At 66.3% G+C, this 25,743-nt stretch carries 27 protein-coding genes and 1 tRNA gene; 14 read left to right on the forward strand and 14 right to left on the reverse strand.

Features of this window, described 5'->3' with window-relative positions:
* Positions 1 to 60: 60 nt before the first annotated feature.
* From cydD to cydX, 5 genes are all read left to right on the forward strand, one after another.
* Positions 61 to 1,722: a thiol reductant ABC exporter subunit CydD gene (gene cydD / locus AWJ14_RS15610; protein ID WP_210183557.1), complete on the forward strand. Its 1,662-nt coding sequence runs from the start codon at positions 61 to 63 to the stop codon at positions 1,720 to 1,722.
* Positions 1,719 to 3,398 (forward strand): amino acid ABC transporter ATP-binding/permease protein, encoded by a 1,680-nt coding sequence (locus tag AWJ14_RS15615; RefSeq protein WP_066181159.1) that lies wholly within the window; start codon positions 1,719 to 1,721, stop codon positions 3,396 to 3,398. Before cydD ends, AWJ14_RS15615 begins: the two co-directional genes overlap by 4 nt.
* Before the next feature lie 134 nt (positions 3,399 to 3,532).
* Positions 3,533 to 5,143, forward strand: coding sequence for a cytochrome ubiquinol oxidase subunit I (locus AWJ14_RS15620; RefSeq protein ID WP_066181162.1), 1,611 nt, complete (start codon positions 3,533 to 3,535; stop codon positions 5,141 to 5,143).
* Positions 5,144 to 5,148: 5 nt separating this feature from the next.
* Entirely contained in the window at positions 5,149 to 6,312 is a 1,164-nt protein-coding gene (gene cydB, locus AWJ14_RS15625; protein WP_066181164.1) for a cytochrome d ubiquinol oxidase subunit II, read from the forward strand.
* Between the two features lie 16 nt (positions 6,313 to 6,328).
* Positions 6,329 to 6,463, forward strand: coding sequence for a cytochrome bd-I oxidase subunit CydX (gene cydX, locus AWJ14_RS15630; protein WP_066181166.1), 135 nt, complete (start codon positions 6,329 to 6,331; stop codon positions 6,461 to 6,463).
* A gap of 107 nt (positions 6,464 to 6,570) precedes the next feature.
* On the opposite strand, the gene AWJ14_RS15635 is transcribed toward cydX, so the two are convergent.
* Positions 6,571 to 6,655, reverse strand: a tRNA-Leu gene (locus AWJ14_RS15635).
* Between the two features lie 263 nt (positions 6,656 to 6,918).
* Here AWJ14_RS15635 and lipB point away from each other — a divergent pair.
* The 4 genes from lipB (at position 6,919) to fghA (ending at position 10,792) form a co-directional block, all read left to right on the forward strand.
* Positions 6,919 to 7,668: a lipoyl(octanoyl) transferase LipB gene (gene lipB, locus AWJ14_RS15640; protein ID WP_066181169.1), complete on the forward strand. Its 750-nt coding sequence runs from the start codon at positions 6,919 to 6,921 to the stop codon at positions 7,666 to 7,668.
* Positions 7,669 to 8,131: 463 nt separating this feature from the next.
* Positions 8,132 to 8,527, forward strand: a complete 396-nt coding sequence (locus tag AWJ14_RS15645) for a helix-turn-helix domain-containing protein (RefSeq protein WP_066181174.1) — start codon at positions 8,132 to 8,134, stop codon at positions 8,525 to 8,527.
* 192 nt (positions 8,528 to 8,719) lie between these two features.
* The gene (locus AWJ14_RS15650; RefSeq protein WP_066181176.1) at positions 8,720 to 9,829 is read left to right on the forward strand and encodes an S-(hydroxymethyl)glutathione dehydrogenase/class III alcohol dehydrogenase; all 1,110 of its coding nucleotides are present in this window, start codon (positions 8,720 to 8,722) and stop codon (positions 9,827 to 9,829) included.
* A 129-nt stretch (positions 9,830 to 9,958) separates the two neighbouring features.
* On the forward strand, positions 9,959 to 10,792 hold the full coding sequence (gene fghA, locus AWJ14_RS15655) for an S-formylglutathione hydrolase (RefSeq protein ID WP_066181182.1): 834 nt from the start codon (positions 9,959 to 9,961) through the stop codon (positions 10,790 to 10,792).
* A 3-nt stretch (positions 10,793 to 10,795) separates the two neighbouring features.
* Here the strand turns inward: fghA and AWJ14_RS15660 are convergent, their stop codons facing one another.
* The 5 genes from AWJ14_RS15660 to crcB all read right to left on the reverse strand — a co-directional run bounded on the left by AWJ14_RS15660 (position 10,796) and on the right by crcB (position 14,772).
* A complete protein-coding gene (locus AWJ14_RS15660; RefSeq protein ID WP_066181185.1) occupies positions 10,796 to 11,737 on the reverse strand; it encodes a hypothetical protein in 942 nt (313 codons plus the stop codon).
* Positions 11,738 to 11,849: 112 nt separating this feature from the next.
* Positions 11,850 to 12,632 (reverse strand): ATP12 family chaperone protein, encoded by a 783-nt coding sequence (locus AWJ14_RS15665; protein WP_066181187.1) that lies wholly within the window; start codon positions 12,630 to 12,632, stop codon positions 11,850 to 11,852.
* Between the two features lie 53 nt (positions 12,633 to 12,685).
* Complete coding sequence (locus tag AWJ14_RS15670) at positions 12,686 to 13,396, reverse strand: HAD-IA family hydrolase (protein WP_083220303.1); 711 nt, start codon at positions 13,394 to 13,396, stop codon at positions 12,686 to 12,688.
* Positions 13,393 to 14,379 carry an RluA family pseudouridine synthase gene (locus AWJ14_RS15675; RefSeq protein WP_066181189.1) on the reverse strand — a complete coding sequence of 329 codons (987 nt, stop codon included), beginning with the start codon at positions 14,377 to 14,379 and terminating at the stop codon, positions 13,393 to 13,395. Before AWJ14_RS15675 ends, AWJ14_RS15670 begins: the two co-directional genes overlap by 4 nt.
* An 18-nt stretch (positions 14,380 to 14,397) precedes the next feature.
* The gene (gene crcB / locus AWJ14_RS15680; RefSeq protein ID WP_066181190.1) at positions 14,398 to 14,772 is read right to left on the reverse strand and encodes a fluoride efflux transporter CrcB; all 375 of its coding nucleotides are present in this window, start codon (positions 14,770 to 14,772) and stop codon (positions 14,398 to 14,400) included.
* 317 nt (positions 14,773 to 15,089) lie between these two features.
* Here crcB and AWJ14_RS15685 point away from each other — a divergent pair, with 317 nt between their 5' ends.
* Positions 15,090 to 15,344, forward strand: a complete 255-nt coding sequence (locus tag AWJ14_RS15685) for a type II toxin-antitoxin system HicA family toxin (protein ID WP_066181192.1) — start codon at positions 15,090 to 15,092, stop codon at positions 15,342 to 15,344.
* Positions 15,341 to 15,706, forward strand: coding sequence for a type II toxin-antitoxin system HicB family antitoxin (locus tag AWJ14_RS15690; protein ID WP_066181195.1), 366 nt, complete (start codon positions 15,341 to 15,343; stop codon positions 15,704 to 15,706). The genes AWJ14_RS15685 and AWJ14_RS15690 overlap by 4 nt, the downstream gene beginning before the upstream one ends.
* A gap of 34 nt (positions 15,707 to 15,740) precedes the next feature.
* Here AWJ14_RS15690 and AWJ14_RS15695 read toward each other — a convergent pair whose 3' ends face one another.
* The 3 genes from AWJ14_RS15695 to AWJ14_RS15705 all read right to left on the reverse strand — a co-directional run bounded on the left by AWJ14_RS15695 (position 15,741) and on the right by AWJ14_RS15705 (position 19,730).
* On the reverse strand, positions 15,741 to 16,775 hold the full coding sequence (locus AWJ14_RS15695; protein WP_066181198.1) for a 2-dehydropantoate 2-reductase: 1,035 nt from the start codon (positions 16,773 to 16,775) through the stop codon (positions 15,741 to 15,743).
* An 89-nt stretch (positions 16,776 to 16,864) separates the two neighbouring features.
* Positions 16,865 to 18,178: a replication-associated recombination protein A gene (locus AWJ14_RS15700; protein WP_066181201.1), complete on the reverse strand. Its 1,314-nt coding sequence runs from the start codon at positions 18,176 to 18,178 to the stop codon at positions 16,865 to 16,867.
* A 4-nt stretch (positions 18,179 to 18,182) separates the two neighbouring features.
* Complete coding sequence (locus AWJ14_RS15705) at positions 18,183 to 19,730, reverse strand: DegQ family serine endoprotease (RefSeq protein ID WP_083220305.1); 1,548 nt, start codon at positions 19,728 to 19,730, stop codon at positions 18,183 to 18,185.
* Between the two features lie 260 nt (positions 19,731 to 19,990).
* Here AWJ14_RS15705 and msrP point away from each other — a divergent pair, with 260 nt between their 5' ends.
* The gene (gene msrP / locus AWJ14_RS15710) at positions 19,991 to 20,938 is read left to right on the forward strand and encodes a protein-methionine-sulfoxide reductase catalytic subunit MsrP (RefSeq protein WP_066181203.1); all 948 of its coding nucleotides are present in this window, start codon (positions 19,991 to 19,993) and stop codon (positions 20,936 to 20,938) included.
* 2 nt (positions 20,939 to 20,940) lie between these two features.
* Complete coding sequence (gene msrQ, locus AWJ14_RS15715) at positions 20,941 to 21,570, forward strand: protein-methionine-sulfoxide reductase heme-binding subunit MsrQ (RefSeq protein WP_066181204.1); 630 nt, start codon at positions 20,941 to 20,943, stop codon at positions 21,568 to 21,570.
* Here msrQ and AWJ14_RS15720 read toward each other — a convergent pair.
* Positions 21,567 to 21,989, reverse strand: a complete 423-nt coding sequence (locus AWJ14_RS15720; RefSeq protein ID WP_066181206.1) for a ribosomal maturation YjgA family protein — start codon at positions 21,987 to 21,989, stop codon at positions 21,567 to 21,569. The genes msrQ and AWJ14_RS15720 overlap by 4 nt on opposite strands.
* Positions 21,990 to 22,138: 149 nt before the next feature.
* Between AWJ14_RS15720 and AWJ14_RS15725 the strand changes: the two genes are divergently transcribed.
* Positions 22,139 to 23,014 (forward strand): DUF817 domain-containing protein, encoded by an 876-nt coding sequence (locus tag AWJ14_RS15725; RefSeq protein ID WP_066181727.1) that lies wholly within the window; start codon positions 22,139 to 22,141, stop codon positions 23,012 to 23,014.
* Positions 23,015 to 23,142: 128 nt separating this feature from the next.
* On the opposite strand, the gene rplQ is transcribed toward AWJ14_RS15725, so the two are convergent.
* From rplQ to rpsM, 4 genes are all read right to left on the reverse strand, one after another.
* Positions 23,143 to 23,571: a 50S ribosomal protein L17 gene (gene rplQ / locus AWJ14_RS15730; RefSeq protein ID WP_066181209.1), complete on the reverse strand. Its 429-nt coding sequence runs from the start codon at positions 23,569 to 23,571 to the stop codon at positions 23,143 to 23,145.
* A gap of 105 nt (positions 23,572 to 23,676) precedes the next feature.
* On the reverse strand, positions 23,677 to 24,687 hold the full coding sequence (locus AWJ14_RS15735; RefSeq protein ID WP_066181212.1) for a DNA-directed RNA polymerase subunit alpha: 1,011 nt from the start codon (positions 24,685 to 24,687) through the stop codon (positions 23,677 to 23,679).
* 102 nt (positions 24,688 to 24,789) lie between these two features.
* Positions 24,790 to 25,179: a 30S ribosomal protein S11 gene (gene rpsK / locus AWJ14_RS15740; RefSeq protein ID WP_066181215.1), complete on the reverse strand. Its 390-nt coding sequence runs from the start codon at positions 25,177 to 25,179 to the stop codon at positions 24,790 to 24,792.
* A gap of 142 nt (positions 25,180 to 25,321) precedes the next feature.
* Positions 25,322 to 25,690, reverse strand: a complete 369-nt coding sequence (gene rpsM / locus AWJ14_RS15745) for a 30S ribosomal protein S13 (RefSeq protein WP_066181218.1) — start codon at positions 25,688 to 25,690, stop codon at positions 25,322 to 25,324.
* Positions 25,691 to 25,743: the final 53 nt, after the last annotated feature.

Here is a 25,743-nt window from a genome sequence, read left to right on the forward strand (position 1 = left end):
AAATCGAAAGCAGCTTTGCGGGTAAAGATGGCGCGACAGGCGAAATCCAGGACAGACGAAGTGTCCCTGAAGGAACTGGTGGCGGGAGCCGGCACCGGCATCCGTCGCGCCTCCTGGGTTTCTGCGCTGGCGTCGCTGATCTGGCCACTGCAGGCCGGGGTCGTGGCGCTTGCGATCGCCTCGCTGGTGACCGGCGAGCCGGGACCGGGCGCGCTGCTGGCGGGCGCGTCCTTCGCGCTGCTCGGCGCCGCGCGCGCGATCCTCAACCACCGCGCCGAAGCGATGCTGTTCGATGCGGCGACCCACGTCGTCACCACCGCGCGCGAAGACATCGTCCGGCGCGAGATGCGCACCACGCGCGCGGCCAGCGCCGCCGCCACCGCCTCGCTCGCGACCGAAAAGCTCGACATGCTCGTCCCCTATATCACCCGCTACGCCCCGGCGCGGGCGCGGGTGATGACGGTTCCCTTCGCCATTCTGGCGCTCGCCTTCTGGCAGTCCTGGGCGGTGGGGCTGGTGCTGCTGGTCACGGGGCCGCTCATTCCGGTGTTCATGGCGCTGGTCGGCATCGCCGCCAAGGACGCGAGCCGGCGGCAGCTGGCCGATGTCGGCTCGCTCAACGACCTCCTGATGGAACGGCTCTCCGCTCTGGTCGACATCCGCCTGCTCGATGCCGGGCCCTCCGTGATCGCGGGCTTCGCGGACCGGGCCGACGGCCTGAGGGCCAAGACCATGAATGTGCTCAGGATCGCCTTCCTGTCCTCGACGGTGCTGGAGCTGTTCGCCGCCATCGGCGTGGCGATGGTCGCGGTCTATGTCGGCTTCGCGCTGCTCGGCGCGCTCGGCTTTGGCTCCTGGGGCACGCAGCTGAGCCCGGCGGCCGGGCTGTTCCTGCTGCTGCTCGCGCCCGACTATTACCAGCCGCTGCGCGACCTGTCGGCCGCATGGCACGACAAGGCGTCGGCGCTGGCGGTGGCGGGAGAACTGGCCGCCGCGCGCGCCGAGACGCCTGCCCCCCTGCTCGGCCGCGGTGGCGACGCCGCACCGCTACCGGGCGAGGCCGTGATTACGCTCAAGGGCGTGACCGTCGATCCCGGCAACCACCCGATCCGCTATCCCGACATCACCATCAGATCCGGCGAAAGCGTCGCGCTGATGGGACCGTCGGGCGCAGGCAAGACCACCTTGCTGCGGCTGATCGCCGGCCTGTGCAGCCCGGAGGCAGGCGAGATCACGGTCGCGGGCCACCGGCTCGACGACACCACCGCCGATGCCTGGCGAGCCCGGCTCGGCTGGATGCCGCAGGCGCCACATTTCCTCAATGCCAGTCTCGCGCGCAACATCACCTTCGGCCAGGACGGGGATCTCGAGCGTGCCTTGAGATCGGCGGCCGTCGATACCGTGGTGGACGCCCTGCCCGCCGGCCTCCAGACCCGGCTCGGCGAAACCGGCGGCGGGCTCTCGGGCGGCGAAGCCCGGCGCATCACCCTCGCCCGGGCGATCTTCGCCGGTCCCGACATCCTGCTTGCCGACGAGCCGACCGCCGATCTCGACGCGGCCACGGCGGAAGCGGTGATGGCGGGACTCGATGCGTTTTCGCGGCGTGGCGGCACCTTGCTGATCGCCACCCATGATCCGGTGCTCGCCGCACGGATGCAGCGGACCGTCGAGATCTCCCCCGCGCGGCAGGCCGCCCGCGCCATGATCGGCAGCGACGCATGAGGGCGATCTGGCACATCTTCCGGCTCATCCTGGCCGATCAGCGCGCGGCGCTGTTGCGCGGGGCGGCGCTCAGCCTCGCGGTTCTGGTCGCGGGCGTCGCGCTGCTGGGCCTGTCGGGCTGGTTCGTCACCGCGGCGGCCGCGGCGGGGCTTGCCGGTCTCGGCGCGATTTTCGACGTGTTCCGCCCGGCGGCGATGGTGCGCTTCCTCGCGCTCGGGCGCACCGCGGCGCGCTATGGCGAGCGGCTGTTCACCCATGACGCGACGCTGCACGCGCTCACCTCGATCCGCATCCGGCTGCTCGAAGCCACCGCCGCCGCCCCGCATGAGGTGCTCGCGCGGCTGCGCGGGCCGCAGGCGCTCAACCGGCTGATGGCCGATGTCGACGCGCTCGACGGCGTGCCGTTGCGGCTGGTGTTGCCGCTCGCGGCGGGGCTTACCGCCCAGTTCGCCGCCTTCGCCATGCTGTGGTGGCTGGTCGATCCGCGCGTCGCGCTGTGGATCGCGACCGGGTTCCTGGCCGCCTCGGCCGTGATCCTCACGCGCAGCGCGCGCCAGGCCGCCCGCGCCTCGCGCAACGAGGAAGCCTCGGCGCAGGCGTTCCGCTCCGGCGTCATCGACCTGATCCGCGCCCGCGCCGACCTCGCCGTCTATGGCCGGCTCGCGCGGCAGGGCGAGTCCGTGCTTGCGATCGACCGGGCACGGCAGCGCGACCGGGCCAGCATCGACCGGATCGAGCGGCGCGCCGGGCTGTGGCTGTCGCTCACCGGAACGGTCGTGGCCGCGGGAGCGCTCACACTCGGAATGCAGCTTGCCCAGTCCGGCACGCTGTCGCCGGCGCTTGCCGCGATCGGCTTCTTCGCCTCGCTCGCGCTGATGGAGACGGTGGCGCCGCTGCGCCGGGCCATGGCCGAGATGGGGCGGATGCATGTCGCCGCCCGGCGGGTGGGCGGGACCCTCGCCGTCCGCCAGGACACGATAGCCGGTTCGGATGGCGCGCCGGCTGCAGATCTCCGCATCGAAAATCTCCGCTTCCGCCGCGGGCAGGCGGTGCGGCCGGTGCTCGACGGCGTGTCGCTCGATGTCGGCAAGGGCGAAAGCGTTGCCCTGACCGGGCCGAGCGGCTCCGGCAAGAGCACGCTGCTCTTGCTCGCCGCGCGGCTGCTCACGCCCGACGACGGCCGTCTTCTCCTGGGCGGCAAGCCGCTCGGGGCCTGGGATGAAACCGCACTGCGCGCCGCGGTCATGCTGGTGCCGCAGCGCAGCGCCCTGATGGCGGGCACGGTGGCCGACGCGCTGCGGCTGGCCGATCCCGATGCCGACGACGCCACCCTGTGGCGCGCACTCGATGCGGTGGCGCTTGAAGGGGTGATCACGGCCAAGGGCGGGCTCGGGCTTGCGCTCGGTCCCGGCGGCTCCGGCCTGTCGGGCGGCGAGGCCCGCCGGCTGGTGCTCGCACGCGGGCTGTTGCGGCGGCCGAACCTGCTGCTGCTCGACGAGCCGACGGAGGGCCTCGATGCCGACACCGCGCTCAAGGTGCTCAGGGGCGTGCGCGCCTTCCTGCCAACGGCTGCGATCCTGACGGCGTCGCACCGCAAGACCGAGACCCTGTGGGCCGACCGCGTCGTCGCGCTCGACCGGCGCCCGGCCAGGGCCTGCGCCCCGGCCGGAAACTGAGCGTCAAAAAGCCACATCGTCAATGCATCTTATTTGATACAGATCAAGGGGACCGATCGGGACCTCTTATATTCAGAATGTCCTATATTACGTCGAGGGCATCCGCTTTGCCCTCGTTGCTAGGAGCGTAGCAAATGGAATTCGGAATCGTCGAACTGTCGCGGCTGCAGTTCGCACTCACAGCCATGTATCACTTCCTGTTTGTGCCGCTGACGCTGGGACTGTCGGTGGTCATCGCCATCATGGAGACGGTCTATGTGATGACCAATCGGCCGATCTGGCGGCAGATGACCAAGTTCTGGGGGACGCTGTTCGGCATCAACTTCGTGCTCGGCGTCGCCACCGGCATCACCATGGAATTCCAGTTCGGCATGAACTGGAGCTATTTCAGCCATTATGTCGGCGACATCTTCGGCGCACCGCTGGCGCTCGAAGGCCTGATGGCCTTCTTCATGGAGGCGACCTTCGTCGGGCTGTTCTTCTTCGGCTGGGACAAGTTGAGCAAGGTCGGCCACCTGATCGTCACCTGGCTGGTGGCGATCGGCTCGAATTTCTCGGCGCTGTGGATCCTGATCGCCAATGGCTGGATGCAGAACCCGGTAGGCGCCGAGTTCAATCCGATGACCATGCGCATGGAATTGACGGATTTCTATGAGGTGATGTTCAACAGCGTCGCCCAGGCCAAATTCGTCCACACCGTCTCGGCGGGCTATGTGACCGCGGCGGTGTTCGTGCTCGGGGTGTCGGCCTGGTACCTGCTCAAGAACCGGCACATCGAACTGGCGCGCCGCTCGATCACGGTGGCGGCGGCCTTCGGCCTGGCCTCCGCGTTTTCGGTGGTGCTGCTCGGCGACGAATCCGGCTACGACGCCACGCTCAACCAGAAAATGAAGCTCGCCGCGATCGAGGGCATGTGGGAGACGGAACCCGCGCCCGCGCCGTTCACCGTCTTCGGCTTTCCCGACCAGGAGGCGCGCGAGACCCATTTCGCGATCCATGTTCCCTATGTCATGGGCCTGATCGGCACCCGCTCGCTCACCACCGAAATCCCGGGCATCGCCCAATTGGTGGACGAAGGCGAAAACCGCATCCGCTCCGGCCTGATCGCCTATGACGCGCTGATGCATATCCGCGAGGCCCGCCAGACCGCGGACCCCGCGGAACTGGCGCGGTTCGAGGCCCATTCCGACGATCTCGGCTTCGCCTTCCTGTTGCGCAAATATCTCGACGATCCGCGCGAGGCGAGCGACGAGCAGATCCGCATGGCGGCCGAGGACACCGTGCCGCGCGTCTGGCCGCTGTTCTGGGCGTTCCGGATCATGGTGGGCCTGGGCTTCGGTTTCATCGCCACGATGATCTATTTCTTCTATCTCGCCTCGTTCAAGGGCATGCGCTTTCCCCGCCCCGCCCTGCATCTGGCGGTGTGGATGATTCCCGCGCCCTGGATCGCGGCAGAGATGGGCTGGATCGTCGCCGAATTCGGGCGCCAACCCTGGACCGTGGACGGGGTGCTGCCGACGGCGATGTCGGTCTCGGCGCTGTCGATCACCGAGGTGGCGCTTACGCTGGCCGGCTTCATCCTGTTCTACACCGTGCTGTTCGTGGTCGAGGTCAGCCTGATGCTGAAATATATCCGAAAGGGGCCGGTCCAGGACGTCGAGGAAACCGAAGCCTGGTTCGCCACCCATTATGACCGGCTGGGCGGCAGGCGCGAGAGCGCTGCCCTCGCCACGCCGGCGGAGTAAGACTGATGATCCTGCATACCTTAATCGACTATGACGTGCTGCGCGTCATCTGGTGGGTGCTGCTCGGCGTGCTGCTGATCGGCTTTGCCCTGACCGACGGCTTCGACATGGGCGTGGGCGCGCTGTTGCCCTTCGCCGCCCGCACCGACATCGAGCGGCGCGTGGCGATCAACACGGTGGGCCCGGTCTGGGAAGGCAACCAGGTCTGGTTCATCCTCGGCGGCGGCGCGATCTTCGCCGCCTGGCCGCCGCTCTACGCGGTCTCGTTCTCGGGCTTCTACCTCGCCATGTTCGTGATCCTGGCGGCGCTGATCGTCAGGCCGGTGGCCTTCAAGTACCGCTCCAAGCGCGACGGCGCGCGCTGGCGCGCGACCTGGGACTGGGCGCTGTGCGCCTCCGGCGCGATCCCTGCGCTGCTGTTCGGCGTGGCCGTCGGCAATGTCATCCAGGGCGTGCCGTTCCTGTTCACGGACGACCTGCACACCCTCTATCAGGGCGCCTGGTACACGAAGTTCGTGGGCCTGCTCGACCCGTTCTCGCTGCTGGCGGGCGTGGTGTCGCTGTCGATGCTGGTGATGCATGGCGGCGCCTGGCTCACACTCAAGGCGGAAGGCGCGGTGCGCGACCGCGCCCGCCGCTTCGGCTCGGTCGCAGCACTCATCGCCCTTGCCGGCTACGCGCTTGCGGGCCTCTGGATGGCCTACGGCATCGAGGGCTACCGGATCGTCGGCGCCTACACCACGACCGCGGCCTCCAATCCGCTGCAGTTCGAGGTGGAGCGCAGCGCGAGCTGGCTTTCGGCCTATGCGGAGCACCCCTGGATCATGATCGCGCCGGCGCTCGCCTTTGCCGGCGGGATCCTGACCTTTTTCGGCCTGCGCGCCGGACGCGAGGTGTCGACGCTGCTGTTCTCGAAACTGTCGATTCTCGGCGTGATCTCCTCGGTGGGGCTGACCATGTTCCCCTTCATCCTGCCGTCATCCTCAGACCCGCGCTCGTCGCTCACGGTCTGGAACGCCTCCTCCTCGCATCTCACCCTGTTCGTCATGCTGGTGTCGACCGTCATCTTCATGCCGCTGATTCTCGCCTACACGGCCTGGGTCTACAAGGTGCTGTGGGGCAAGGTCACCGAGGACGACGTCACCGGCAAATCCGATTCCGTCTACTGATCGAAAGGATCGTCACATGTGGTATTTCGCCTGGATACTCGGCCTGCCGCTCGCGGCCATGTTCGCCGTCGTCAACGCGATGTGGCTCGAACTGCAGGAAGACCGCCGGATCATGGAGGAACGCGCGAGCAAGACGCCGGGCAGCAGTTGAGCCCGCACCACCCGCATCCGGCACGACCCAAGGCGCGGCCCCTCTCCGGGGCCGCTTTTTTTCCGGCAGATTCAAGACACAAAAAAACCCGCCGAAGCGGGTGATTTTGGTGCGGTCGAGAAGACTCGAACTTCCACGGGTTGCCCCACAGCGACCTCAACGCTGCGCGTCTACCAATTCCGCCACGACCGCACGTGGTAGGCCGGAACCTGTCCGGCGCGCTGCATGTAGCAAAAGGATTCGGGTGGCACAAGCGCATTCCGCAGCATTCCGTGCAAAAATGACATGGCCGGCAAAACCACCCGGGCATGCGGCCTTTGGACACCGCGGCGGACCCGCCGGAGAGATCGATTGCGACGCGGCAGGCCCGCGGAAAACGCCCGGCAATGGCTCTGCCGCGCCCCGGCTTCCACCCCTTGCTTTTCTTTGGCAGCAAACCGATCTAGAGAGAAGCCATGATCCAGCGCGACACTCTCGAAACCCGGTTTTTCCCCCGTGACGGCACGCCGCCGATCCGGTGGCGAATCTCCGACGGCCTGACCCCCTACCCGGCCGCGGTGGCAACCATGGAGGCCGAAGCCGAGCGAATCGCCGCAGGCGCGGCCGACGAACTCATATGGCTGGTCGAACACCCGCCGCTCTACACCGCCGGCACCAGCGCCAAGACGGAAGACCTGGTCGCGCCCGACCGGTTCGAGGTGCACCAGACCGGCCGCGGCGGCGAATACACCTATCACGGCCCCGGCCAGCGGGTGGCCTATGTGATGGTGGACCTGAAGCGCCGCCGCCAGGACGTGCGCGCCTTCGTCTCCGCGCTCGAGGCGGTGATCATCGCCACGCTCGCAAGCATGAACGTGACCGGCGAACGCCGCGAGGACCGGGTCGGCGTGTGGGTGCGCAGGCCCGACAAGCCGCGGCTTGCCGACGGCTCGATGGCCGAGGACAAGATTGCCGCGATCGGCATCCGCCTGCGCAAATGGGTGAGCTTTCACGGGCTCGCGCTCAATGTCGATCCGGATCTCGAGCATTTTTCCGGGATCGTGCCCTGCGGCGTGCGCGCCCACGGGGTGACGAGCCTGGTCGATCTCGGCCTGCCGGTGCCGATGCACGAAGCCGACATAAGGTTGCGCGACGCCTTCGAGAGCGTGTTCGGCCCGACCCGCGACGAGACGGTGCTGCAGCCGCGCGGCATGGAGCGCGCATAGGAACGCCCGGGCGGGCAAAAGGCCGCAGCGCGGAGCCCGCCGAGTCTACTCCCGTGACCCGCGCCAAAACCCCGCCGGCTCAGGTTCCAAGCGCCTTCGGATGCCACGGGACGACGGCGTCAGCCGCCGGCCAAGGCAAGCCGCGCGTCGCCCGAAGGGCGAGAAATGCCGGTACCAGACTGGACTGCACCGGGACAATCGCCGATAGTGGGTGCGCCGGGACCTGAAGAGACGGACCCTGATGACGTTGTCCCGGCATCTGCATCCCGCGAGACCTGACCGGGGCGCTAGTCTTGTGCCCGGCTGTCGAAGTCTCGCCACGCCCGACGCCACTGCCCGGTCTCCGGCCACACGCCTATCGTGTCTGCCCTCACCTGCCGCGGCGGTATCATACTGACCGGGTCGGCCTTGCGCGCCATCGCGCAGCTGGCGGACGGGTCATGGATCCAAAGGACGGACACACATGAACGAGATTACTGCGGACGCCACTGCCGAAGCCTATGACGACGGAGACACGCTGGGGGGACGAATCACCCGCGCACGCGATCTTGCAGGCCTGTCGCTGGAGGACGCCGCGTCCCATATCGGCGTGACCCAGGACACGCTGTCGGAATGGGAGAACGACCGCTCCGAACCGCGCGCCAACAAGATCATGACGCTCGCAGGCGTGCTCGGCGTCTCTCCGGCCTGGCTGATCAGCGGCGCCGGCGATCCGCCGCAGGTCCCGGGCATCTCCGTGGCGGTGGATGAACTGTCGGGCGAGATCAACCGGCTGCGCGAGCTTGCGCTGCAGATCACCGCGACCGTCGAGATCCTCGACAGCCGCCTGCTCGCGCTCACCCGGGCGATCAACGAGTAGCAACCGCCCCGGATTGCCTCGCGCAGGAAGCCGTCAAGCGATTCGTTTCAAGACGTTGGGGGCAATGTCTCATCTTCCGGATGAGCCATTGCGCTGGGGGTTCATGCCTCACGCCTGAATTTCGGGCTTGAGCCGGGCTGCCCGCTCTGGCAGGTTCGGCCCGAATTCGAGACAAGCCCCCGGAGGATATCCATGGACGTTCGCGCAGCCGTCGCCTTTGAGGCGGGAAAACCGCTTGAGATCACCACTGTCCAGCTCGAAGGCCCGCGCGCGGGCGAAGTGCTGGTCGAAATCAAGGCCACCGGCGTGTGCCACACCGACGAGTTCACGCTCTCGGGCGCCGATCCCGAAGGCATCTTCCCGGCGATTCTCGGCCATGAGGGCGCGGGCGTCGTGGTCGATGTCGGCCCAGGCGTCACGTCGCTGAAAAAGGGCGACCACGTGATCCCGCTCTACACGCCCGAATGCCGGGAATGCGAATACTGCCTCAATCCGAAGACCAATCTGTGCCAGGCGATCCGCACCACCCAGGGCGCCGGCCTGATGCCCGACGGCACCTCGCGCTTTTCGGTGAATGGCGAGAAGGTGTTCCACTACATGGGCACCTCGACGTTTGCCAATTTCACGGTGCTGCCGGAAATCGCGCTCGCCAAGATCCATCCCGACGCGCCCTTCGACAAGGTCTGCTATATCGGCTGCGGGGTCACCACCGGCATCGGCGCGGTGATCAACACCGCCAAGGTCGAGATCGGCTCGAAGGCGATCGTCTTCGGTCTGGGCGGCATCGGGCTGAACGTGATCCAGGGCCTGAGGCTCGCCGGCGCGGACATGATCGTCGGCGTCGACCTGAACCCCGGCAAGGTGGAGATGGCCACGCGCTTCGGCATGACCCATTTCGTCAATCCCAAGGAAGTGGAAGGCGAACTGGTGCCCTATCTGGTGAACCTCACCAAGGGCGGCGCCGACTACACCTTCGACGCCACCGGCAATGTCGGCGTGATGCGCACCGCGCTCGAATGCGCGCACAAGGGCTGGGGTGAATCGATCATCATCGGCGTGGCCCCGGCGGGCGCGGAAATCTCCACGCGGCCGTTCCAGCTGGTCACCGGCCGCTCTTGGCGCGGCACCGCGTTCGGCGGCGCGCGCGGGCGCACGGACGTGCCGAAGATCGTCGAGTGGTACATGGAAGGCAAGATCGAGATCGACCCGATGATCACCCACACCATGGGGCTCGAAGGCATCAACGAGGCCTTCGACCTGATGCATCGCGGCGAAAGCATCCGCAGCGTGGTGGTCTACTGACCGAGACCCGGGCATGAGCCCCAGGCCGCCGCGCACCCCGCGGCGGCTATGCCGCCCGTTGAACCATATCGAACGCCCTGCGTTCCTTCCGCACCTCAATTCCATTCAAGACCGAAGCGGACCGACCCCATGAAGATCATTTCCGAAGCCAAGGCCCATGGTGGAACCCAGGGCGTCTATTCCATGGAATCGGAGGCCTGCGGCTGCGACATGACCTTCGCCGTGTTCCGGCCGATCAAGGCCAAGGAGCGGCTCTTGCCGGTGGTGTGGTATCTCTCCGGGCTCACCTGCACCCATGCCAATGTGATGGACAAGGGCGAATACCGGCGGATGGCGGCCGAACTCGGGCTGATCATCGTCTGCCCCGACACCAGCCCGCGCGGCGACCATGTGCCCGACGAGCCCGACAACTGGCAGTTCGGCAAGGGCGCGGGCTTCTATCTCGATGCCACGCAAGAGCCGTGGTCGAAGCATTACCGCATGGAAACCCACATCCTGACGGAGCTTTCCGACAAGATCGCCGGCCATTTTGCCGTCGACATGGGCCGGCAGGGAATCATGGGCCATTCGATGGGCGGGCACGGGGCGCTGACCTTCGCGCTCAGGCATCCCGACCGGTTCAGGAGCTGCTCGGCCTTCGCGCCGATCGTCGAGCCCTCGACGGCGGACTGGTCACGCCCGGCGCTCGAGAAATATCTCGGCGCCGACGAGGCCCTGTGGCGCAGCCACGACGCGGTGCGGCTCATCGAGGACGGCGCCCGCTTCGGCGAATTCCTGATCGACCAGGGTACGGCGGACGGGTTCCTCGACAACGGCCTGCGCCCCTGGCTGTTCGAGGAGGCCTGCAAGAGCGCCGGCATCGACCTGACGCTGCGGATGCAGGAGGGCTACGACCACTCCTACAACTTCATTTCCACCTTCATGGACGACCATCTGCGCTGGCACGCCGACCGGCTGGGATAGGTCTCAGCGGGCGTCGGGGTCGGCGCAGTCGTTGTCGAGCGTGATGACGCAGGGCTCGTCGCCTGTCGCCGCGCCTTCGGTTGCCGGAGCGGTTTCGGGCCGGGCCGGCATCTGCGCCGACTGAGGCGCCTGCGGGCCGGTTTCGGGAAGCGGACGCGCGGGTTTTGCCTCGGGAACCGGCGCATCGGCCACTTCCGCCGCTTGGCCTTCTGCGGCCCCCGTTGCATCGGCCCCTGTTGCATCTGACTGGGGCGTGGCATCGGACGGGGGCGTCAACAGCGGCCGCGACAGATCGGGCAGCGACCGCTCAGGCGCCGTGTCGAAATCGACCGTGGTCGGCGTCACGGTTCCGTTGAGAAGCGGATCGGCAGACATCGCCGCATCGGAGAGAGATGCATCCTCGCTTGCGGCGGGCCGGGTCGACGGCAGGGCGACCCTGCGCTTGCTGCCGCTTACCGGATAGGGCTGGGTGCCGGAAAGCCCGAGCAGCGCCCGGATCTCGCGAACCAGCGCCTCGACCAGTTCCGCATCGGCGGCCGCGCCGCCACGGGCGGCAATAGCGGCATGCACGAGCCGGCTTCTCAGCATCTGCCCGGTTTCCGCATCGACGAGCACGACATCGAGCGTGGCGGAGCGCGTCCGCGCGGCGAACATCCCCGCCTCCGCGGGCTCTGCCGCGCGGTCGAGCACCACGATCCTGAGGATCGCATTGAGCCCGATATCGGATGTGGCGCGGCCGGCGGTGGCCGAGAGTCGCTCCTGGAGATGGTCGGCAAAGCCGAAATCGGCCATGCTCTGGGTCGCAACCCGCACCTCGGTCACGGTGAAGGGCTGGGTCGGCTCGACCGGGCGCGGGCGACCGGCGCAGGCTGCGAGCAGAAGCACGACAGAGAAGAGCATCAGCGCCCGGGCCGCGGGCATCGAAAGGAGCTTGCTGCGAACCACGACGTTTCTCCGGGCCACCGTTTATCTGGTTCCCGAAAAATCGCAGTTTATGGTTAGCGCATGGTTAAGACGTGGACAGACGGAAGCCGGTCCGGCTCACGGCTGCCCGGCCTCACCGGAGCGACAGGATCAGCGCTGCCGCCTCGAACTCGACCTTGCGCTTGGCGCGGCGCTCGGCGGCCTCAAAATCCTCGCCCCACTGGGAGATGTTGTAATCCTCGTCCGCATGCGCCGCCGCCCAGATCTCCTCGGCCGTCGCCTCGCCCTCGGCCAGCGCCAGCGCAAGCACCAGCGAGCCGGTGAGCGAGGTGACCGCGTGCAGCGCGGTCAGTTCGAGCGGCGTCGGATAGCGGCGCAGGAGGGCTGCGATGGCGCGGATCGCTTCGGCGGGCTGCTCGACATGGACGATGCCTTCCGAGAGCACCAGGCGCGCGCCACGGCTCGCCGCCCAGTCGAGATAGGGATCCCAGAGCGCGGTTTCGCGCTCGACCAGCGCCTGCGGGCCATCGGCGCGGTAGCACAGCATGTCGGAACCGGCATAGCGCAGGATTTCCTCGAACACCGCCTCGCTGGCGGCCTCGACGCCGTCGATGGCGGTGGTGAGCATGCGGGTGAGCGGCATGGTGGCGGGATCGATGACCTCGGCCTGCGCGCGCCACTCGGCGGCCAGCGCTTCCGCAAGATCGGGATGGGCGACGCTCAGTTCCTTGCGCGAGGGCGTGCGCACCGGCTTGCCGTCGAGCGTGACGACGAAGCCGCCCTCTCCTCCGGCGGCCACCGCCGCCTCCGTATAGAACCGTTTCGGCAATGCCTTTTTCAGGCCCGCCTGGGCTTCACGGATCGGATCGGACAGCTTGTCGCCGCCGAGATCATGATCGCCGAGAATGTCACGCATGACGTGTCTCCTGTGAGTGTGTGCCGGGGCTGTCGCGGAGAGGGCGCCCGGACCTATCCGTGCAACCGGTCCGTTCCCCGATGCCGCCCGGCCACCGCCGCGACTGCATCCGCGCCGAAAATCAGCGCGCCGATTTCATCCGCCCGGTCGACCACATGCGTGGCGCCGGCGGCTTCGAGCCGCTCCACCGGGCCGTAGCCCCAGGAAACGCCGATCGAGCGCGCACCGGCATTGACGGCCATTTCGATGTCATAGACCGCGTCGCCCACCACCCAGGTGTGGGCGGGATCGATGCCCGCCGCAGCGCAGCATTCGAGCACCATCGCCGGATGCGGCTTGGAGGGGCAATCGTCGGCGGTGCGGCTTGCGAAAATCGCGCCGGACAGGCCGTGATGGGCGAGGATCACCTCGAGCCCGCGCCGCGACTTGCCGGTGACCACGCCCACGATCACCTCGTCGCGGGCAGCGAGATCCAGGATCAGCTCGACCATGCCCGGATAGGCAGGTTCCATCGACCCGCCCGAGCTGCGGTAGAGCTGGAAGTGTTCCTTGTAACGCGCGGTCATTGCAGCGATTTCCGCATCAACCGGGCGCCCGAGGACCCTGGCGATGGCGATATCGAGCGTGAGCCCGATCACCGATTTGGTGTGCGCCATGTCCGGCCGCGGCAGTCCGAAGTCCTCGAAGGTGCGCTCCATGCAGCCATGGATCACCGCCGCGCTGTCGACGATGGTGCCGTCGCAGTCGAACAGGACCAGCTTCATGCGTCGATTCCCCCGGATGTCTCGTCGAAGCCGAGCAGGTTCCAGCTCTGCACCATGTGCGGCGGCAGCGGTGCGGTCACCGACAGCCGGCCGCCATCGGGATGGGGCACCGAGATGTGGCGCGCGAGCAGGTGCAGCCTGTTCTGCAGCCCGCTCGGGAACTCCCAGTTCTTGTCGAAGGGGAAATATTTCGGATCGCCGAGGATCGGATGGCCGAGATGCAGGCAGTGCACGCGCAGCTGGTGGGTGCGGCCGGTATATGGCTCAAGCTCGAGCCAGGCGAGGTTCTGCGCCGCCTGGTCGATCAGGCGATAGTAGGAAACCGCGTGATCGGCGCCCTCCTCGCCGTGCCTGGCGATGCGCATGCGGTCCCCGTCCTCGGTCGGCTCCTTGACCAGCCAGGTCGAGATCTTGCCTTCCTTGACGCGCGGCACGCCCTTGACCAGCGCCCAGTAGGTCTTCTTGGTGGTGCGCTCGCGAAACGCGGCCGTCAGCGCCTGGGCGGCGCCACGGGTGCGTGCGACCACCAGCACGCCGGCGGTGTCGCGGTCGAGCCGGTGCACCAGCCGCGGCTTCTCGCCCTTCTTGTTGCGCCAGGCTTCGAGCATGTCGTCGACATTGCGGGTGACGCCGGAGCCGCCCTGCACGGCAAGGCCTGCGGGCTTGTTGAACACCAGCACCTTGGCGTCCTCGTGGAGCAGCATCTGCCGGAGCACGTCGTCGTCGCCGCGGTTCTTGATGGTGTTGGCGGTGAGCGGCCCTTGCGCCTTGGCATCGACATCCATCGGCGGCACGCGCACGGTCTGGCCCGGCTGCACGCGGGTGTCGGACTTGACCCGGCCACCATCGACCCGGACCTGGCCCGAGCGCAACAGCTTCTGCAACGGTCCGAAGCCGAGCCCGGGGTAATGCACCTTGAACCAACGGTCGAGCCGCATGCCCGCCTCGTCGGCCTCAACCTTTATGAGCTCAACGCCCGCCATATCGCTTGTTCTCTCGGATCAGAACTGCCGCGCCAGCCAGAGGCCGCCAAACAGCGCCAGGATCGACACCGTCACGCTGGCAATCACATAGGCAGCCGCCGCCGTCAACGCGCCGCGCTCGTAAAGCGTCACCACATCAAGGGAAAACGCCGAAAAGGTGGTAAAACCACCCAGGAAACCGGTGGCGAGCAGCAGCCTGAGCGAGGAATCGCCCGCCGAGCGGCGCGCGAGCCAGGCGATCAGCAGGCCCATCGCCAGCGAGCCCAGGATGTTGACGGCCATCGTCCCCCAAGGGAAACGCCCGCCGGACACGCGCATCACCGCCATGGAGGCGACATGGCGCGACATGGCGCCCAGACCGCCACCGAGGAAAACGAGCACGAGACCATTCATGCGTGGCTCATTAGCCGATATCGGCCCGGCAATAAAGCGCAACGCGCCGCAGGAGGCGCAAATTGCGCGCGCCTGCGGCATGGTGGCCGCTGAAAATTGAGCCCGACACGCGGGTCCCGCCGCGCACTGCGCCGGGCCTTGCGTACCGGCCCAAGCGGCCGCATGCTCGCTCTCTTGCGGCACCCCCAGACCAGCAGACGACCGGAACTGCCCGACGGGGGACAATGCAGCCAAAACCCAAGGCCGTGCGCACCCTGCCCCCCTTGCGCTTGCATAATGTGCTTGCATTTTATCGAGACCAGCCTCATGATTTCACCATGAACAGCAAGCAACGACGGATGCTCGAGGCCATCTTCGCGGACCCGGTTTCCGGGACGATTGCCTGGGCCGACATCGAAAACCTGCTTGTTGCTGTCGGGGCGACGGTGATCGAAGGGAACGGATCATGGGTCCGCTTTGCCAAAGACCAGGTCGTGGCCTCGTTTCACCGCCCGCACCCCGCCAAGGAAGCCAAACGGTATCAGGTTCGCGATGCACGCGCGTTCCTGGAGCAGATCGGAGCCAAGCCATGAACACGATGAGCTACAAGGGGTTTCAGGCCCGAATCGAATTCGACAGCGAAGACGAGATCTTCACGGGCCGGATTGCCGGGATCCAGGATATCGTCGGCTTTCACGGCGACAGCGTGACCGCACTCAAATCCGCGTTCCACGAAGCGGTCGACGACTATATCGAAACCTGTGCGACAATCGGCAAGGCGCCGCAAAAGCCCTATTCAGGCAAGGTGATGTTCCGGATTGACCCGGAGACCCATCGCAAGGCGGTGATTGCCGCCGAACTCAAGGGCAAAAGCCTCAATCAGTGGGCGGAAGAGGTACTGGCAAGGGCGGTTGAGGAGGAGGAGCGCCCTGCAGAGACGAGGCTGTCGGCCTGACTGGATGAAGGCGCGCGGCCTTGCAGGCCTTGATCTAGCTTTGTGCCTTGCGCGCACTCCTGAGCAGGTCATCGCCTGGCAGCCGCGGCGACTGGCCTTCTGAGAAAGCTTGATCGACCAGGTGGCAGATCAGGGCATTAACCGGGGCTTCGCGCCCGTTCGCCTGCGCCAGCGCGACGACCGCCCCGTTGAGGAACCGGGTTTCGGGCTCCCTGCCCGCCATCAGGTCGTCCCAGCTCGACGAGCGCGCGGTGTCGTCCATCCGGAGTTGCTGGCGCGCGAGCAGCGTGAACAGCCAGGTCGGCAGCCTGAGCAGTTTCGGGATCAGCCGCGGATTGGTGCGGGTGGCGCCCACCGGCTCGATCCCGGCGGCATCGAGGGCTGCGAGCAGTTCCTCCATCGCCATCACCAGCACCTGCCGGTAACCGCGATCGGCGAACTGGCGCTTGAGCGGAAGCCCGCTCAGCACATTAAGGCCGTTGTTGAGATTGAGCAGCAGCTTGCCCCACTGCACCGCTTCGAGATCGGCGCGGACCGCAAGCTTGAGCCCGGCCCGGCGCGCGGCAGAGGCAAGCGCTTCGGAGGCTTTCGAAACGCCGACCAGCACCGTGCCGTCCATGGCGCAATGCACCGCATTGGGCGAGAGCCGCACGACATTGAACGGCACCGTGCCCGCGACGATCTCGTGGCCCGGCAGTGCCTGTTTCAACAGGTCGACATTGCCGACCCCGTTCTGCAGGCTGATGATGGTCTTGCCCCGCTCCAGAACGGGCGCCAGCGCGGCTGCGGCCTCGCCGGTGTCGCCGGATTTGGTGCAGAACAGGACGATGTCGCAGTCGGCGAGCAGTTCGACGCCGCCGGCGACATAATTTTCCGGCTTCAGCTCCGCCTTGAAGCCGTCGTGACGGGTGATGGCAAGGCCGCGCCCCAACGCTTCCAGCGTGCGCCCGCGTGCGGCAAACGCCACAGGCGCGCCGCCATGCGCCAGCACGCCGCCGACATACAAGCCGATGGCGCCGGCGCCCATGATGCCGATTTTCGGTTCCGCTGTGGCGATCGTCACGGCCATGTCCGCGCATTTCCTTCGTTCCGGAGCGACTGATTGATAGCGAAGGAAACCGGGCGTGGGAAGCGGTGGAAGGCCGTGCGGCATGCCCCTTACCCCTTGCCGCCGCGTTCCTTTCTCAGCCGCGACCAGAAATCCAGCCGTTTGCGGATGTCGCGTTCGAAACCGCGTTCGGGGGGATCGTAGAAGGTCTTGCGACCCATGGCTTCCGGGAAATAGTCCTGGCCGGAAAAGGCGTCGGGCTCGTCGTGGTCGTAGCGGTAGCCGTCGCTGTAGCCTTCGGATTTCATCAGTTTCGTGGGCGCGTTGAGGATGTGCTTGGGCGGCAGCAGCGAGCCGCCTTCCTTGGCTGCGCGCATCGCGGCCTTGTAGGCCTTGTAGACGGCGTTCGACTTGGGCGCGGTGGCGAGATAGACGCAGGCCTCGGCAAGCGCCAGTTCACCCTCGGGTGAGCCCAGGAAGTCGTAGGCGTCCTTGGCGGCATTGGCGACGACCAGCGCCTGCGGGTCGGCAAGCCCGATATCCTCCGAGGCCATCCGCACCAGCCTGCGGCCGAGAAACAACGGATCCTCGCCGGCGTCGAACATGCGGCAGAGATAGTAGAGCGCCGCATCGGGGTCGGAGCCGCGCACCGCCTTGTGCAGGGCCGATATCAGGTTGTAGTGCCCGTCCTGGCCCTTGTCGTAGACCGGCGCGCGGCGCTGGACCACTTCGACCAGGGCCGCGGTGTCGAACACCTCGCCTTCGCGGGCGGCGCGCCAGACTTCCTCGGCCAGCGTCAGCACCGCGCGGCCGTCGCCATCAGCCATGCCGAGCAGGCTCGCGCGCGCGGCTTCGTCAAGCGGCAGCAGCTTGCCGGTCTCCTCCTCGGCGCGGCCGAGCAGGTGTTCGAGGCTCTCGGTATCATGCGGCCGGAAGCTCAGCACCCGCGCCCGCGACAAAAGCGCGGCATTGAGTTCGAACGAGGGGTTTTCGGTGGTGGCGCCCACCAGCACGATGGTGCCGTCCTCCATCACCGGCAGGAAACTGTCCTGCTGGGCGCGATTGAAGCGATGGATCTCGTCGACGAACAGCAGCGTCGCACGGCCGTTCATGCGGCGCGCGCGGGCGGTTTCGAACACTTTCTTGAGATCGGCCACGCCGGAAAAGATCGCCGAGATCTGGTCGAAGGCGAGATCGGTTTCGCCCGCGAGCAGCCGCGCCACGGTGGTCTTGCCGGTGCCGGGCGGCCCCCAGAAGATCATCGAGCCGAGACTGCCCGAAGCGATCATCCGGGTGATCGCCCCGTCGGGGCCGGTCAGGTGCGGCTGGCCGGTCACCTCCGACAGGGTCTTGGGCCTGAGCCGGTCGGCAAGAGGGCGGTGGCCGCCCGGGGCCGGGCCGGCAGAGGCGAACAGGTCACTCATGCCCTCACCTTATGATCTGGCGGATGCGCTGGCCACCGCGCACGATCTCGAAGCGCCAGAAACTCGCCCCCTCCCGAAGGATCGCCTCGAGCGTGTCGACATCGGTGATCTCCACGCCGTTGATGTCGGCGATCAGGTCGCCGGGCAGGAAGCCATAGCGGGCGGCGATGGAATTGGCCGGCACGTCGGTGATGACGACGCCGCGCTGCGAGGACGGCAGCCGCAGCTTGCGGGCGATGCGCGGGGAGATCTCGGAGACGACCGCGCCGGCAAAGGGGTTGCGGCCCGCAAGCGTGCGGATCGCGTCCGGGTTCTCGGCCGGCGGGGTCGCGAGCGTGATTGCGACGGCCCGGCGCCCTTCCCGTCCGAGCACGTCGAGCGTCGCGGTGGAGCCGGCGCTGGTGGTGGCGAGCCGGTAGCCGAGCGCATCGGGATGCTCGATCGGGCGGCCGTTGAAGCCGAGCACGATGTCGCCCGCGCGCAGGCCCGCCTTGCCGGCGGGGCCGTCATCGGCCACGTCGCTGACCAGCGCGCCAGTGGCCCGGTCCAGCCCGAGCGCTTCGGCGATGTCGGGGGTGACGGGTTCGAAGGTGGCGCCGATATAGGGCGGTTCGAAAGCCTCGCCGCCCGCTTCGGCAACCTGGGCGACCGCGCGCACCAGGTTGGCGGGAATGGCAAAGCCGATGCCGTTGGAGCCGCCGGAGCGGGTGAAGATGGCGGAGTTGATGCCGATCAGCTTGCCGTTCATGTCGATCAGCGCGCCACCGGAATTGCCCGGATTGATGGCCGCGTCGGTCTGGATGAAGGAGCCGAAATCCGACACGCCGACGCTGTTGCGCGCAAGCGCCGAGACGATGCCGCTGGTGACCGTCTGGCCGACGCCGAAGGGATTGCCGATGGCGAGAACGATATCCCCCACTTCGGTGGTGTCGGTGTCACCGAATTCGACGATCGGGAACGGGCGGTCGCCTTCGATCTTGAGGATCGCGAGGTCGAAGCGCTCGTCCTTGAGCAGCACCTTGCTCTGGAACTCGCGGCCATCGGTCAGCGCCACGCGGATGTCGTCGGCGCCTTCGATGACGTGATTGTTGGTGACGATGATGCCGTTTTTCTGGATGATCACGCCGGAGCCGAGCGAGGACTGCTTTTCGGTACGGTTGGGCATGCGCTGGCCGAAGAAGCGTTCGAAGAACGGATCGCCGGCAAAGGGCGACATCGAACGCTGGACCAGCCGGTCGGCATAGACATTGACGACGGCCGGCGCGGTGGCTTTGACGAGCGGCGCAAAGGACTGCTTCATGTCGGCTTCCGAGCGCGGCACCACGCGCTCGACCGGCGCGGCCTCGGGAGCTGCCGTCACTGGCGCCGGCGGCGGGGCGGGCTTGGCCTTGTCTTCGTCACCGCCGATCACGTCGCGGAAAATCTTGCCGATACTTTCGGTCAGCGAGTCGCCCGTGTCCGTCCCGGTCTCGGCCAGCACCGGCGCGCCGAGCGCACAGACGACAATCAGACTGGTCAGGACGACGCGAAACCGCGAACGATCTAAAATCATGGCGTTATTCCTCAGTGATTTGGGCCGAGCCCGATGTGAATAGCAAAGTCACCATGAGTTTGACAGCTTCATGGCGACCAGGCCGGCGCAGCCGGTGCATGCCGGTTGCCATGGCCCGCGATCCGCGGCGAAACGCGGGCGATCACCGGCCCTACACGAAATTGTGGTCGGGCAGACGCTTTGCCATTCGCCCCAATCGTATATTCTGCCTACGTGAGGCCATGCCCCTTAGGCCTCCCAAGCGAGGAGCCGAGACCGCCATGCCCCCTTACCGCCCCGCCCGCATTGCCGGATCCGAAATCACCCCCGAATCGAGCTATTTCGGCCGGCGCGATCTCTTGCGGCTTGGCGCCGCCGGCGCCGTCGCGCTCGCCACTCCGGGTCTCGCCCTGGCCGCCACCGACCTTGCGGCCAAACCGGGCGGTTACGGCACGGACGAGCAATTGACCCCGGAAGCCGATGTCACCGGCATCAACAATTTCTACGAGTTCGGCACCGGCAAATCCGATCCGGCCGAAAAATCGGGCGATTTCAAGCCCACGCCCTGGACCGTGAAAGTGGACGGGATGGTGGCCAAGCCCAAGACCTTCGATCTCGACCAGTTGACCGCCCTCGGTCTCGAGGAACGGGTCTACCGCATGCGCTGCGTGGAAGCCTGGTCGATGGTGATCCCCTGGATCGGATTTCCGCTCGCCGCCCTGCTCGACCGGGTCGAGCCGCTCGGCAGCGCCAAATATGTGGCCTTCGAGACGGTGGTGCGGCCCGAGGAAATGCCCGGCCAGCGCGGCCTGTTCCAGCCCCTGCCATGGCCCTATGTCGAGGGGCTCAGGCTCGACGAGGCGCGGCATCCGCTCACACTCCTCGCCATGGGCCTCTATGGCAAGACGCTGCCCAACCAGAACGGCGCGCCGATCCGGCTGGTGACGCCTTGGAAATACGGCTTCAAGGGAATCAAGTCGATCGTCCGGATCTCGCTTACGGAAACCGAGCCGCCGTCGACCTGGAACAAGCTCGCACCGAGCGAGTACGGGTTCTACGCCAACGTCAATCCGGAGGTCGATCACCCGCGCTGGAGCCAGGCCACTGAAAACCGCATCGGCGGCGGCGGCTTTTTCGGCTCCAACGACCGGCCGACGCTGATGTTCAACGGCTATGGCGAGGAGGTGGCGAGCCTCTATGCGGGCATGGACCTGAAGGCGAATTTCTGACCATGGCGCTGCCCGCCCTGCCCCGGCGCTATCACGCCGCCTCGATCTGGCTCGTCTACGCGCTCGGGCTCGCGCCGGCCGCGTGGAGCTTCTATCTCGGCGCCACCGGCCAGCTCGGCGGCAACGCGGTCGAGAGCTTCGAGCATCTCCTGGGCGAATGGGCGCTCCGGTTCCTGATCCTGACGCTGGCGATCTCGCCGATCAGGGATCTCTTCCGCATTAACTGGCTGCGCTACCGGCGCGCGCTCGGCCTGCTCGCCTTCTGGTATGTGCTGATGCATTTTTCCACCTATGTGGCGCTCGACAAGCGGTTTGCGCTTGGCGTGATCGCCGAGGACATCGTCAGGCGCTGGTTCATCACCATCGGCATGGGCGCTCTTGTCGCGTTGATCCCGCTCGCGCTCACCTCCAACGCCTGGTCGATCCGGAAGCTCGGCCCCACATGGACCCGGTTGCACCGGCTGATCTATCCGATCGCCGCGCTCGGCGCGCTGCATGCCTGCCTTTCGGTCAAGGTGATCGGGCCGGACCTGATGGTCTATGCCGCCCTGATCGCCCTGCTGATCGGATGGCGGCTGGTGCGCCCGCGCTACATGGAGCGCAAGCGCGCCATGCGGCTCGCGCGCGGCTAGGCGTCGCCTGGACGCCTTCGCGCGAGGATCCGCCATTCGGCCACAGCCGCAAGCAGGATGCCCGCGAGATAGGCGACGATGTTGAGCCAGGAGAAGATGCGGCCGAGCAGCAGCGCGCCGATGAGTTCGAGCCGAAACGCATCGAGCCACGGCGTGTGATAGAGCCGCGAAAACTCGACCAGCGCCGCGCATACCGCCGCGATCAGCGCCAGACGGACCAGGGAGAGGCCGGGCAGGACCATGGCGATGAGCCAGAACACCATCATGCCCCAGAGCATCGAGCCGCCATATTTGACCAGCCGGTAGGGCAGACCGATCTCGTAACCCAGGAGCCGCAACGCCAGCCCCAAGGCGATCACGCCCAGCGCGATCCCCAGCCGCCTGAGGACATCGCCCCGCCTTGCCTTGATTTCGTCCATGATGTCTCAGTACTAGATCCCGCGGCCGGGCGGAATCCCCTGACGCCGACAAGTTGCTCTGAATCCTCGGATTTCGGGCAATGACCAGGCGCCCCGCTTCGGAGTCAGGGGGCTCCGGGAGCCAAAGAGCGAAATGGAGAATGACCGGCATGACAGCGACGAACACCCTGCTACAGCCGGGCCTGCTGCAACGGCTCGACACCTTGCTGATGGTGACCGCCCCTGCCCCGCAGCTGACCGGCATCCGGCGCTTCGCGGTCGAGTTCCTGATGTTCGGCATCAAGGAGGCGCGCGCCTGCCTGTTCGCCGGGCTGTTCTTCGTGTCAATCTTCGTCACCCCGCGCGACGGCCTCTGGGGCATCCCGCGCTATGACCTGCTGCTGCTGATCGCCATCGCCATCCAGGCCTGGATGCTGTGGACGAAGCTTGAGACGACGGATGAGTTCAAGGCGATCTGCCTGTTCCATGTGGTCGGCTTCGCGCTCGAGGTGTTCAAGACCTCCGGCACCATCCAGTCCTGGTCCTATCCCGATTTCGCCTATACCAAGCTCTTCGGCGTGCCGCTGTTTTCAGGCTTCATGTATGCGGCCGTCGGCAGCTACATCATCCAGGCCTGGCGGATCCTCGATGTCCGCATCGAGCATCACCCGCCCTACTGGATGGCGACGCTGGTGGCGCTGGCGATCTACGCCAACTTCTTCACCCATCATTATATCGGCGACTATCGCTGGTATATCGCGGCCCTGGCGATCGGGCTCTATGCGCGGGCGACCGTGATCTACCGGCCGTTCGACCGCGACCGGAAAATGCCGATGATCCTGTCCTTCATCCTGATCGGCTTCTTCATCTGGCTCGCCGAAAACATCTCCACCTTCTTCGCGGTCTGGCACTATCCGAACCAGATCGGCGCGTGGTCGACGGTACACCTGGGCAAATGGAGTTCGTGGACGCTTCTGGTGATCATGACGTTTACCATCGTCGCCTCGCTCAAGCATATCCGCGACACCATCTACATCCCCAAATGACGGGCCGCGGCTGAGCTGACGGGGCGGAACGGTTTCGGCTCAGCCCCCGCCACTGCCGCGGACACGAAAAAGGCCGGACGCGCGAAGCATCCGGCCTTTTGAGTGTCGCCCCTTGCGGGATGAAGCGCTTACGCGGCTTCGTCTTCCATCGCAGCTTCGGCGGCCACGCGGGCACGATCCTTGGCGCCCTTGGCGTCGACGTCACGGTCGACGAACTCGACAACGGCCATCGGCGCGTTGTCGCCGGTGCGGAAGCCGGCCTTCATGATGCGGATATAGCCGCCGTTGCGGGTGGCATACCGGGTCGCGATGGCGTCGAACAGCTTGCGCACGGCGTCATTGTCGCGGATCTGCGAGATCGCCTGACGGCGGGCGTGCAGGTCGCCGCGCTTGCCGAGGGTCACGAGCTTTTCAACGATCGGACGGATTTCCTTTGCCTTCGGCAGGGTGGTCACGATCTGCTCATGTTCGATGAGCGAAGCCGCCATGTTGGCGAACATCGCCTTGCGGTGGCTCGAGGTGCGATTCAGCTTGCGGCCTGAATTTCCGTGGCGCATGGCCTGTCTCCTTCACATGCAGGCACGGCCTGCCGTTTGAACATTTTTCTGTTTCAACGCAATTCCGGACGGAAAACCGGATCCCACTTTTCCTGGAATTGCGGCTTAATACTGGTCTTCGTAACGCTTGGCGAGATCTTCGATGTTTTCCGGCGGCCAGGACGGAACTTCCATCCCGAGATGCAGGCCCATGGAAGCGAGAACTTCCTTGATCTCGTTGAGCGACTTGCGACCGAAGTTCGGAGTCCGAAGCATCTCTGCTTCGGTCTTCTGGATAAGGTCGCCGATATAGACGATGTTGTCGTTCTTGAGGCAGTTGGCCGAACGCACCGACAGCTCGAGTTCGTCGACCTTCTTGAGAAGCGACGGGTTGAACGCGAGTTCGGCAACGGTCTCCTCGTGGACTTCCTTCTGCGGCTCGTCGAAATTGACGAAGACGCCAAGCTGGTCCTGCAGGATGCGCGCCGCATAGGCCACGGCATCCTCGCCGCTCACCGACCCATCGGTTTCGATGTTCAGCGTCAGCTTGTCATAGTCGAGAACCTGGCCCTCGCGGGTGTTTTCGACCTTGTAGGAGCACTTCTTGACCGGCGAATAGAGGCTGTCGACCGGGATCAGGCCGATCGGCGCATCTTCGGCGCGGTTGCGGTCTGCCGGCACATAGCCCTTGCCGTTGTTGACGGTGAATTCCATGCGGATTTCAGCGCCTTCGTCGAGCGTGCAGAGCGGGTGCTCGGGATTGAGGATCTCGATGTCGCCCACGGTCTGGATGTCGCCGGCGCGGACAACGCCCGGGCCCTGCTTGCGCACGACCATGCGCTTCGGCTCGTCGCCTTCCATCCGGATGGCGATTTCCTTGATGTTGAGAATGATGTCGGTGACATCTTCGCGCACGCCGGGAATGGAGGAAAACTCGTGCAGAACGCCGTCGATCTGCACCGCCGTGACAGCGGCGCCGCGCAGCGAGGACAAGAGCACGCGACGCAGGGCATTGCCCAGCGTCAGGCCGAAACCACGCTCAAGCGGTTCAGCAACCACCGTGGCCTTGGTGCGGCCGGTGGTATTGAACTCAACCTTGCTGGGTTTGATCAATTCCTGCCAGTTCTTCTGAATCATGTGTGTTGCCTTCCTGTTGCCGCACTATCCAATCGTGCGGCCAAGTGAGAAGAAGATCGGACGGGCGCAGGTGACCCTGGCCCGTCGAACATCGAGTTCGTCTCAGACGCGGCGCTTCTTGCGCGGGCGGCAGCCATTGTGCGGGATCGGCGTCACATCACGGATCGAAGTGATCGTAAAACCAGCGGCCTGAAGGGCGCGCAGGGCCGACTCACGGCCCGAACCGGGACCGCAGACTTCGACTTCCAGCGACTTCATGCCGTGTTCCTGGGCCTTCTTCGCAGCGTCTTCGGCAGCCATCTGGGCGGCGAACGGCGTCGACTTGCGCGAGCCCTTGAAGCCCTTCGAGCCGGCGGACGACCACGAAATCGCGTTGCCCTGGGCATCGGTGATCGTGATCATCGTGTTGTTGAAGCTGGAATTGACGTGGGCGACGCCCGACGAGATGTTCTTGCGTTCGCGACGTTTGACGCGTGCGGCTTCCTTGGCCATGTTCTTTCCTTTCGAGATATCAGCACCGCCGTAACACCAGCGGCTCCACCGGGATGCTCCCGGCCGGCGCACACTCCGCGAAGGCCGCGGTTACATGAACCGCAGGCCCGTGGCTCGTACGCCGGTCAGGCGAACCCCTTGATTACTTCTTCTTGCCGGCGATTGCCTTGGCGGGACCCTTGCGGGTGCGAGCATTGGTGTGGGTCCGCTGACCACGCACCGGCAGGCCGCGACGATGGCGCAGGCCGCGGTAGCAGCCAAGGTCCATCAGACGCTTGATATTCATCGAATTCTCGCGGCGCAGGTCACCTTCAACCTGATAGTCGCGATCGATGGTTTCGCGGATCTGCAGCACTTCGGCGTCCGAAAGCTGGTTGACGCGACGATCGAGCGGAATACCGACCTTCTCGACGATCTCGGCGGCGAACTTGCGGCCGATGCCGTGAATGTAGGTCAGCGCGATGATGACGCGCTTGTTGGTCGGGATGTTAACGCCTGCTATGCGGGCCATGTGCTTCTCCATGTGGGCCGGGACAGACCTGGTCTGGCCGGCGGGTTATCGTT

The organism is Parahoeflea olei, assembly GCF_001703635.1.
Taxonomy (GTDB): Bacteria; Pseudomonadota; Alphaproteobacteria; order Rhizobiales; family Rhizobiaceae; genus Hoeflea; species Hoeflea olei.

What these genes read in the sequence shown, in the direction of transcription:
- AWJ14_RS15615 (WP_066181159.1), top strand. Translation starts at nt 1,719, where the DNA reads ATGAGGGCGATCTGGCACATCTTCCGGCTCATCCTGGCCGATCAGCGC.
- AWJ14_RS15620 (WP_066181162.1), top strand. Translation starts at nt 3,533, where the DNA reads ATGGAATTCGGAATCGTCGAACTGTCGCGGCTGCAGTTCGCACTCACA.
- cydB (WP_066181164.1), top strand. Translation starts at nt 5,149, where the DNA reads ATGATCCTGCATACCTTAATCGACTATGACGTGCTGCGCGTCATCTGG.
- cydX (WP_066181166.1), top strand. Translation starts at nt 6,329, where the DNA reads ATGTGGTATTTCGCCTGGATACTCGGCCTGCCGCTCGCGGCCATGTTC.
- lipB (WP_066181169.1), top strand. Translation starts at nt 6,919, where the DNA reads ATGATCCAGCGCGACACTCTCGAAACCCGGTTTTTCCCCCGTGACGGC.
- AWJ14_RS15645 (WP_066181174.1), top strand. Translation starts at nt 8,132, where the DNA reads ATGAACGAGATTACTGCGGACGCCACTGCCGAAGCCTATGACGACGGA.
- AWJ14_RS15650 (WP_066181176.1), top strand. Translation starts at nt 8,720, where the DNA reads ATGGACGTTCGCGCAGCCGTCGCCTTTGAGGCGGGAAAACCGCTTGAG.
- fghA (WP_066181182.1), top strand. Translation starts at nt 9,959, where the DNA reads ATGAAGATCATTTCCGAAGCCAAGGCCCATGGTGGAACCCAGGGCGTC.
- AWJ14_RS15665 (WP_066181187.1), bottom strand. Translation starts at nt 12,632, where the DNA reads ATGCGTGACATTCTCGGCGATCATGATCTCGGCGGCGACAAGCTGTCC.
- AWJ14_RS15670 (WP_083220303.1), bottom strand. Translation starts at nt 13,396, where the DNA reads ATGAAGCTGGTCCTGTTCGACTGCGACGGCACCATCGTCGACAGCGCG.
- AWJ14_RS15675 (WP_066181189.1), bottom strand. Translation starts at nt 14,379, where the DNA reads ATGGCGGGCGTTGAGCTCATAAAGGTTGAGGCCGACGAGGCGGGCATG.
- crcB (WP_066181190.1), bottom strand. Translation starts at nt 14,772, where the DNA reads ATGAATGGTCTCGTGCTCGTTTTCCTCGGTGGCGGTCTGGGCGCCATG.
- AWJ14_RS15685 (WP_066181192.1), top strand. Translation starts at nt 15,090, where the DNA reads ATGAACAGCAAGCAACGACGGATGCTCGAGGCCATCTTCGCGGACCCG.
- AWJ14_RS15690 (WP_066181195.1), top strand. Translation starts at nt 15,341, where the DNA reads ATGAACACGATGAGCTACAAGGGGTTTCAGGCCCGAATCGAATTCGAC.
- AWJ14_RS15695 (WP_066181198.1), bottom strand. Translation starts at nt 16,775, where the DNA reads ATGGCCGTGACGATCGCCACAGCGGAACCGAAAATCGGCATCATGGGC.
- AWJ14_RS15700 (WP_066181201.1), bottom strand. Translation starts at nt 18,178, where the DNA reads ATGAGTGACCTGTTCGCCTCTGCCGGCCCGGCCCCGGGCGGCCACCGC.
- AWJ14_RS15705 (WP_083220305.1), bottom strand. Translation starts at nt 19,730, where the DNA reads ATGATTTTAGATCGTTCGCGGTTTCGCGTCGTCCTGACCAGTCTGATT.
- msrP (WP_066181203.1), top strand. Translation starts at nt 19,991, where the DNA reads ATGCCCCCTTACCGCCCCGCCCGCATTGCCGGATCCGAAATCACCCCC.
- msrQ (WP_066181204.1), top strand. Translation starts at nt 20,941, where the DNA reads ATGGCGCTGCCCGCCCTGCCCCGGCGCTATCACGCCGCCTCGATCTGG.
- AWJ14_RS15720 (WP_066181206.1), bottom strand. Translation starts at nt 21,989, where the DNA reads ATGGACGAAATCAAGGCAAGGCGGGGCGATGTCCTCAGGCGGCTGGGG.
- AWJ14_RS15725 (WP_066181727.1), top strand. Translation starts at nt 22,139, where the DNA reads ATGACAGCGACGAACACCCTGCTACAGCCGGGCCTGCTGCAACGGCTC.
- rplQ (WP_066181209.1), bottom strand. Translation starts at nt 23,571, where the DNA reads ATGCGCCACGGAAATTCAGGCCGCAAGCTGAATCGCACCTCGAGCCAC.
- AWJ14_RS15735 (WP_066181212.1), bottom strand. Translation starts at nt 24,687, where the DNA reads ATGATTCAGAAGAACTGGCAGGAATTGATCAAACCCAGCAAGGTTGAG.
- rpsK (WP_066181215.1), bottom strand. Translation starts at nt 25,179, where the DNA reads ATGGCCAAGGAAGCCGCACGCGTCAAACGTCGCGAACGCAAGAACATC.
- rpsM (WP_066181218.1), bottom strand. Translation starts at nt 25,690, where the DNA reads ATGGCCCGCATAGCAGGCGTTAACATCCCGACCAACAAGCGCGTCATC.